This window comes from Antrihabitans spumae (assembly GCF_043944905.1).
Lineage (GTDB): Bacteria > Actinomycetota > Actinomycetes > Mycobacteriales > Mycobacteriaceae > Antrihabitans > Antrihabitans spumae.
Genome location: NZ_JBIMSN010000038.1, coordinates 56,652 through 63,614, shown reverse-complemented (window position 1 = coordinate 63,614; position 6,963 = coordinate 56,652). Strand labels below are relative to the sequence as shown.

Sequence of the window (6,963 nt, the reverse complement as noted above, 5' to 3'; positions counted from 1 at the left end):
CCGCCGAGTCCCATTCACGAACCCTTTCAGGCCCGCACTAAGGATGGTGCCCTAGTGACCGATCGAGACAACGTCGGCACGATCGACGATCTGCACGCCTCCGCAACCAAGATCACCGGACTGACCGACTACGGCGACCCGGACTACCTTGTCGCACTGGAGGTGCTGCTCGACTCCTACGGCGAGGCCGACCTGACTCCGTTGGGCCGCAAAGTAGCTCGCGCATTCCTGCGCGGTGCACTCGTCGCGCGCTCGCTCAGCGAGGCGGCGTTCGCACAGCATCCCGAGCATGCGGACGTCACAATCGAAAGACCGATCTTCGTCACCGGTCTCCCTCGAACCGGCACGACGGCACTACACCGGCTGCTGACCGCCGACTCGGCGAACCAAGGCCTCGAGATGTGGCTGACCGAGTTCCCCCAGCCCAGGCCACCTCGTGACACGTGGGACGAGAACGCCGTGTACCGCCGGATCCAGGACATGTTCGAGAAGCACCACATCGAGAACCCGGAATTTATGGGCCTGCACTATATGTCGGCGTCGGAGGTCGAGGAATGCTGGCAGCTACTGCGTCAGTCGGCGATGTCCGTCTCCTACGAGTGCCTCGCCGACGTGCCGAGCTATTCCGCGTGGCTGGCTACCCAGGATTGGACGAATGCCTATGCCCGCCATCGCCGTAACCTGCAGTTGATCGGACTCCCCGACCGTAATCGTCGCTGGGTACTCAAAAACCCGAGCCACCTGTTCGCCCTCGACGCGTTGATGGCGAACTATCCCGATGCTCTGGTGATTCAGACGCACAGGCAACCTCGAACAGCAATCGCATCGGCATGCAGCCTGTCCGAGCAGGCCACGGCGGGCTGGTCGAACAGTTTCGCGGGCGACGTGATCGGCCGCACCCAACTGGATCTCTGGGCCCGCGGACTGGAGAGCTTCGATGCTGCCCGTCGCAACTACAACCCAGCCCAGTTCATCGATATCGACTACCGCGACTTCGTAGGGGATCCACTCGCGACGGTATCGGGGATCTACGACTATTTCGGCGTACCCTTGACGACCACCGCAGAGTCGGCGATGGCAGCGATGCATACCGAAAGCCGTTCCGGTGACCGGAAACCCGCGCACAAGTACGCGCTCGAAGACTTCGGGCTCACCCCGGAACAGGTCGACGAGCGCTTCCCGAGTTATGCGCGGCAGTAGCTAGTTCTTGTCCGGGGCGAACGCCACGGCCGCACCGAGAACATCGATCTGCACCTTTGCGTCGATCGGCGGCGGCAGCACGCTGGCCTGGCGGACGGTGATCGCGGGCTGATCACCAGGCAGTTCGATTTCGAGAACGACATCGGAACCCAAGAACTCGCTCGCGACCACCGTTCCGACACCCACTCCCCCTGCGCCGTCGGCCACTACCTTCGCAATCAACTGCTCGGGCCGCAGCATGATCGTGACGTCGCGCTGAGGTACGTTCCCCCGCAACGGGACTCGACCCAACGCGCACTCGGCGGCGCCGTCCGTCGCTGTACCGGAGAGGAACACACAATCACCGAGGAATTCGGCGGTGAAGCGGTCGACCGGTTCACCGTAGACCTCTTCGGGTGAGCCGACCTGGGTGAACTCTCCGGTCCGCATGACCGCGACTCGGTCCGCGAACGACAGTGCCTCTTCCTGATCGTGTGTGACAAGAATGCTGGTGACACCCGCGACGCGCAGGGTGTGCGCAACTGCTCGCCGCGTGGCCGCTCGCAACCCGGAATCCAGTGCGCTGAAGGGTTCGTCGAGCAGCATTACGTCGGGTTTGCGCGCGAGCGCCCGAGCGAGCGCGACGCGTTGCTGCTGCCCACCGGACAGTTCGTGTGGGCGCCGCCGAGCGTAGGTCGGATCGAGCGCGACCATCTCGAGCAGTGCGTGGACCTGTGATCGCACCGCCTTCCGGCGCATCGGGCCACCGCGGAGACCGTAGGCGATGTTCTGCGCGACGCTCAGATGCGGGAACAACGCGCCATCCTGTGCGACGTAGCCGACGTTTCGTCGGTGCGGCGGAACGGAACGCCCTTGATCGGCAACGCATTCGCCGGCGATCGACACCGAACCCGCATCGGGCGCTTCGAAGCCTGCGATGACGCGCAGCAATGTCGTCTTGCCGCAGCCCGACGACCCGACGACCGCGGTGGTGCTACCGGATTCGACCGATAAACTCACCTCGTGAAGGATCTGGGCACGACCGAACGATTTCGAAATACCCTGCAGCGCAACTGCACTCATACCGCAACCACCAGTTCCTTCGACGACGTGGCGCCGGTGGCACGCGTCGCCTGAGTGAAAAGCAGGTAGGTGACCGGCATGGTCAAAACCACCATGATGAGCGCGTACGGTGCTGCCGCCGCGAAGTCGAGACCGCTACTGGCGGACCAGAACCCCATGGCAAGCGTCGTCGTGCCAGTCGGCGCGAGCAGCAGCGTAGCCGTCAGTTCCGTTGCCACTCCGACGAATACCAGCGCCGCACCCGCAGCGGCTGCCGGAGCGGTCAGACGCAACGTCACGCGGACGAACGTCGCAGCGTTGGATCTACCGAGTGAACGTGACGATTCCTCGAGGCCGATCGGAACCTGCGCAAGACCGGACCGCAGGCTGACGAGCGCTCGTGGCATGAACATCAACACGTAGGCGACGACAACCACGAGCACAGTCTGATACACCGCCGGAAACCATTTGATCGTCACGGTCACCAGAGCCAGTGCGGTCACGATGCCTGGCAGCGAACTCGTGACGTAGTTCGATCCCTCGATCACCCGACCGACGACGCTGTTGGTGCGAACCGCAAGCCACGCAACAGGAAAAGCGAGCGCCGTCGTCAACAACGCTCCGGCACAGGCGAACGCGAGCGTCTGCCCGAGCGCTGTGCCGATAGCGTCGAGATCCCACACAGACGATCCGCCGATGCGCAACCACCGCACGATCGTCCACAGTGGGACTCCGAGCGAAAGCACAACCACTGCTCCGAACCCGAGCACTACAGGTACCAGGCTGTATCGCAGTTGAACTCGCACTGCAGGTCGCGGTGCTCCTGACCCGATCCTGAAGTAGCGCGCTCTGCCGCGACCAGACGCTTCGGCAATGAGGAGCAGCAAACAGCACAGCACAAGAACGCTGGCGAGCATGCTGCCCGCTGCGCCGTTGAACGTGGACTGGTACTGCTCGAATATCGCCGTGGTGAACGTGTCGAAGCGCAGCATCGCGAACGCGCCGTACTCGGCGAGCAGATGCAGTCCGATGAGCAGTCCACCGCCGAGTATCGCTAGCCGCAACTGCGGCAACACGATTCGGACGAAAACACCGATCGGACGAGAACCCAATGCGCGCGCCGATTCCTCGATCGCCGGATCCAGCCGTCGAATCGTCGCTGCGGCAGGTAGGTACACCAGCGGGAAGTAGGACAACGTCGATACGAGAACCCCTGCTGTCAGACCCTTCAAGCCGGGCACGACGGTGACCCACGCGTAGCTGTTGACGAACGCTGGAACAGCAAGGGGCGCAGCGAACAACGGACCCCAGATCGGCGCACCGGGGACATTCGTTCGTTCGACCAACCAGGCGAGACCGACCCCGAGAGCAACACAGATCGGCACGGTCACGACGACCAAGCCAACCGTATTCAGCAGGAGGTCACCGACTCGTGGGCGAACGATCAACTGGTAGGCCGACGTCCACCCTGCCGAGATCAATTCCGATACGACGTAGCCAAGCGGAACCAGCATGGCGGCCAACGCCAGCACGACGACCGGCGTCCCGAGCAGAACACTCGGACGCCGGATCGCGCGTAGGACGTGAGCAGGTGCCACTAAAGCAGGCCGGCCTCGGTCATCAGCTCGGTTACCTTGCGGCTGTTCAACTTCGCTGGATCGACGACGGGTGGCGCAAGATCTGTCAGCGGCACGAGCGCGGGATTGGCCGCGACACCGCTGGCGACGGGGTATTCGAACGAGGTGCCCTTCTGCAGCACCTCTTGGCCGGCCTTACCCGTAATGAACCTCAGGAAGGCCTGCGCGTTCTCCTGCTTCTTGCTCGACTTCAGCACTCCGCCACCGGAAATGCTCACGAACGCCCCTGGATCCTGGTTACGGAAGAAATGCAGCGCGGTGTTCCCGCTGTTCTCCTTGGTCTTGGCCTGATCCTGGTACCAGTAGTAGTGGTACATGATGCCGCCCGGAATCTCGCCGGCGTTCGTCGCCTGCATCACGGCGATGTTGTTCTTGCGGATATCGGCGTTCGCCTTCATCGCCTTCAGCCAATCGAGCGTCGCCGCTTCACCTTTCAGCTCGAGTATCGCGCTGACGATCGCCTGGAAATCGGCGCCCGACGGTGCGGCAGCCCACCGACCCTGCCAACTCGGGTCCGCGAGATCCATGATCGAGCGGGGCAGCTGCTCGGGTGTCAGCTTCTCCGGGTTGTACACGAACGTCGTCGATCGACCTGCTATGCCGACCCACTTGCCCGTCGACGGCCGGTACTGCTCGGGAACCTGTTCGAGCGTCGCGGCGTCGACGTCGGTGAACAAACCGGAGTTCTCGACCAACGTCATCGCGGGGGAATTTTCGGTGAGGAACACATCGGCCGGCGAGCGCTCACCCTCGGCGACGAGTTGATTGCCCAATTCCGTGTCACCGCCCTTGCGCACCTCCACCTCGATGCCGGTTTCCTTCGTGAACGCCTCGACCCATTCCTTGGTCAGCGACTCGTGCTGCGCGTTGTAGACGAGGATCGCGTTCGAGTTCTCGGACGTGTCGTCGGAGCATCCGACCACTCCCGTCACGCCGAGAGCGACCGACATCGCTACGGCGACTTTCTTCCACAGAGCAGGCATATCGTCGCCTTCCGGTGCGCGCGTCGAACGTGGTAGTGAGGTTTGCCTCAGCAAAGATACCGCGCCGACCAGGCAGTTCGGCGCGGAGGTTCGTAGGCGAGGCTCAGCTACTCGTCAGCCCGGACAAATCACGCGCGACGACGTGGTTGCGTTCGGCAAAAGTGCCGAGCGCGTACTCGGGAAACAGGCCGAAGTACTGCCCGCGGGTCCGTGCGCTCCACCGCTTCGCGAGGTCTGAGCGGGTCTTGTAGAAGTTGACCATGTAGCCGCCGTCGTACACCCGCAGCAGGCTGTATCCGCCTGGATACTCCTTCACCGCTCCGACCTCCAGAAACTCGACGCGGGCAGCGACGTCGGGCCTGGTGACCTTGTTGCGGTGAGTATGGCCGCTGTGGTGCAGGAAGACGCCCGGCGCTCCGACGTAGCCGTCCTGCAACTCGGCAGCGTTGCCGCGGTCGAGCACGAATCCGGGTCCGGCCGCGTTGTTCATCGCCGCTTCGTTCGTCACAGGGTGGTGGCCGAAAACGACGGTCGGACGATCGGGGTCCGACGACAGGGCTGCGCGGATCTCGGCCATCTGCTCCTGGTCGATCGTGCCGCCCGAGGCGTCGAGCGCGGTGGTGTCGATGCCGAGCAGCCGCAGCCCGCCGACTTGGTAGGACAACAACTTCTGATGGTCGACGAAGCTGTCGCCCCAGCAGTCGTGATGATCGGGCGCGGCGGGCACCGCGCTGCACTGCGCGTACTCCGCGCCGACGTGCGGGCGATCGTGATTGCCGCGGCACACGAAATAGTCCGAACCTAGCGAGCCCCACGCGTCCAGCCGTGCTCGCACCGCGGCAGAGTCCACGGCCGTCGCCTCGGCTGTCAGGTCACCGGCGAGGATCAGCTGATCGGCTCCTCGATCGGGGCTGCGGAGGTCGTCGAGCATCGCACTCAGCATGACCTCGGGGTACGGCGGCAGGCCCTGATCCTGCCGGTAACCTGGTGGCAGGTCGCCCGAGACGATGCCGCTGACTTCCTCGCCGTAGTGCACGTCGTTCGACAGCGCGATGGTGCGTAGGTGGCGGCCGGGTGGCGGGACGAGTGTCGTGAAGCGACCCGACTGTTCGACCGCACCCGGCGCGATGGTCACGCCGTTCGTCGGAACGGCTCGCACGCCGTTCGAGTACGCCTCGAATCGGTACTCTCGTCCAGGTTCCAGCCCGTGCACCTCGGCGTAGTGGTAGCCGGTCGGAGTGTCGTCGAAGCCGAGAACCTTCGGCGCGGTCACCGAATCGGCTGGGCCGATCCGTAATTCGGTGTTCGCCGCGACAGGCAGCGGACGACCGAAGGCATCGGATCCCTGCGGGGAGACGGTCGACCACGTCACGACGACCGAGGTATCGGTGACGGTGACGACCTCGAGGTCCGTTGCCAGCAGAGGAATCGGATCGGCACCGGCGCTGCCGGATCTACCCGGAATCACCATCGGCAACACCACACCGGCAGCCATCATGGTGAGCAAGCGACGTCGCGACGGCCCGCAGCAGGACATGCCCGGACCCTACCTGTTGCGATTGAACGCTCAGGTTGCCGAGATCGGTAGCGACCGTCCTATTTGTCGCGTTATTCTGCCGCGATGAATGCGCTTTCGATCGTGGTGCTTGTACTCGCGATACTCGTCGTCGTCCTGTCCGTCATCGTTATCGTGCTGAAAGTCGTCGTGGGCAAGGTGCGAAAGTCGAGCGCCGCCAAGATCGAGTCGCAATTCTCGCCGAGCGACATCGTGCGGGCCGACCCCCTCGCGAACTTCTTCGGCCTCGAATCCAAGGGTGGGGCGCAGGTTCGCGGCAACGGCGCACTTGTGCTCACACGAACGATGGTCTGGTTCTCCCGTGCAGGCGGGTCGGTGCCACTCGAGCTACCGATCACAGCGATACGGGGCGCGGACTCGGTCAAGTCCCATGCAGGCAAATCGGTCGGCCGCAGCTTGCTGAGGGTCAGCTTCGAAACAGACCGCGGTTTCGACAGTGCGGCGTGGTTCGTTCGGGATATCGATGGGTGGATCGCAGCGATCGGCGCTACGCGCTCGTGAGCACTTTCGGCGCGCCCGCCGTCCG

6 protein-coding genes are annotated in these 6,963 nt (G+C 63.9%); 2 read left to right on the top strand and 4 right to left on the bottom strand.

The features are described 5' to 3' along the window. The first annotated feature begins 54 nt into the window (after nucleotides 1–54). On the top strand, nucleotides 55–1,200 hold the full coding sequence (locus tag ACHIRB_RS09735; protein WP_395113416.1) for a sulfotransferase family protein: 1,146 nt from the start codon (nucleotides 55–57) through the stop codon (nucleotides 1,198–1,200). On the opposite strand, the gene ACHIRB_RS09730 is transcribed toward ACHIRB_RS09735, so the two are convergent. From ACHIRB_RS09730 to ACHIRB_RS09715, 4 genes are all read right to left on the bottom strand, one after another. Then, nucleotides 1,201–2,262 carry an ABC transporter ATP-binding protein gene (locus tag ACHIRB_RS09730; protein ID WP_395113417.1) on the bottom strand — a complete coding sequence of 354 codons (1,062 nt, stop codon included), beginning with the start codon at nucleotides 2,260–2,262 and terminating at the stop codon, nucleotides 1,201–1,203. Then, nucleotides 2,259–3,839, bottom strand: coding sequence for an ABC transporter permease (locus tag ACHIRB_RS09725; protein WP_395125469.1), 1,581 nt, complete (start codon nucleotides 3,837–3,839; stop codon nucleotides 2,259–2,261). The genes ACHIRB_RS09730 and ACHIRB_RS09725 overlap by 4 nt, the downstream gene beginning before the upstream one ends. Then, nucleotides 3,839–4,861, bottom strand: a complete 1,023-nt coding sequence (locus ACHIRB_RS09720) for an iron ABC transporter substrate-binding protein (RefSeq protein ID WP_395125468.1) — start codon at nucleotides 4,859–4,861, stop codon at nucleotides 3,839–3,841. Before ACHIRB_RS09720 ends, ACHIRB_RS09725 begins: the two co-directional genes overlap by 1 nt. Nucleotides 4,862–4,964: 103 nt before the next feature. Continuing rightward, nucleotides 4,965–6,398 carry a metallophosphoesterase family protein gene (locus ACHIRB_RS09715; RefSeq protein ID WP_395113420.1) on the bottom strand — a complete coding sequence of 478 codons (1,434 nt, stop codon included), beginning with the start codon at nucleotides 6,396–6,398 and terminating at the stop codon, nucleotides 4,965–4,967. A gap of 84 nt (nucleotides 6,399–6,482) precedes the next feature. On the opposite strand from ACHIRB_RS09715, the gene ACHIRB_RS09710 reads away from it, so the two are divergent. After that, nucleotides 6,483–6,938 carry a hypothetical protein gene (locus ACHIRB_RS09710; protein ID WP_395113421.1) on the top strand — a complete coding sequence of 152 codons (456 nt, stop codon included), beginning with the start codon at nucleotides 6,483–6,485 and terminating at the stop codon, nucleotides 6,936–6,938. Nucleotides 6,939–6,963: the final 25 nt, after the last annotated feature.

What these genes read in the sequence shown, in the direction of transcription:
- ACHIRB_RS09720 (WP_395125468.1), bottom strand. Translation starts at nt 4,861, where the DNA reads ATGCCTGCTCTGTGGAAGAAAGTCGCCGTAGCGATGTCGGTCGCTCTC.
- ACHIRB_RS09730 (WP_395113417.1), bottom strand. Translation starts at nt 2,262, where the DNA reads ATGAGTGCAGTTGCGCTGCAGGGTATTTCGAAATCGTTCGGTCGTGCC.
- ACHIRB_RS09715 (WP_395113420.1), bottom strand. Translation starts at nt 6,398, where the DNA reads ATGTCCTGCTGCGGGCCGTCGCGACGTCGCTTGCTCACCATGATGGCT.
- ACHIRB_RS09710 (WP_395113421.1), top strand. Translation starts at nt 6,483, where the DNA reads ATGAATGCGCTTTCGATCGTGGTGCTTGTACTCGCGATACTCGTCGTC.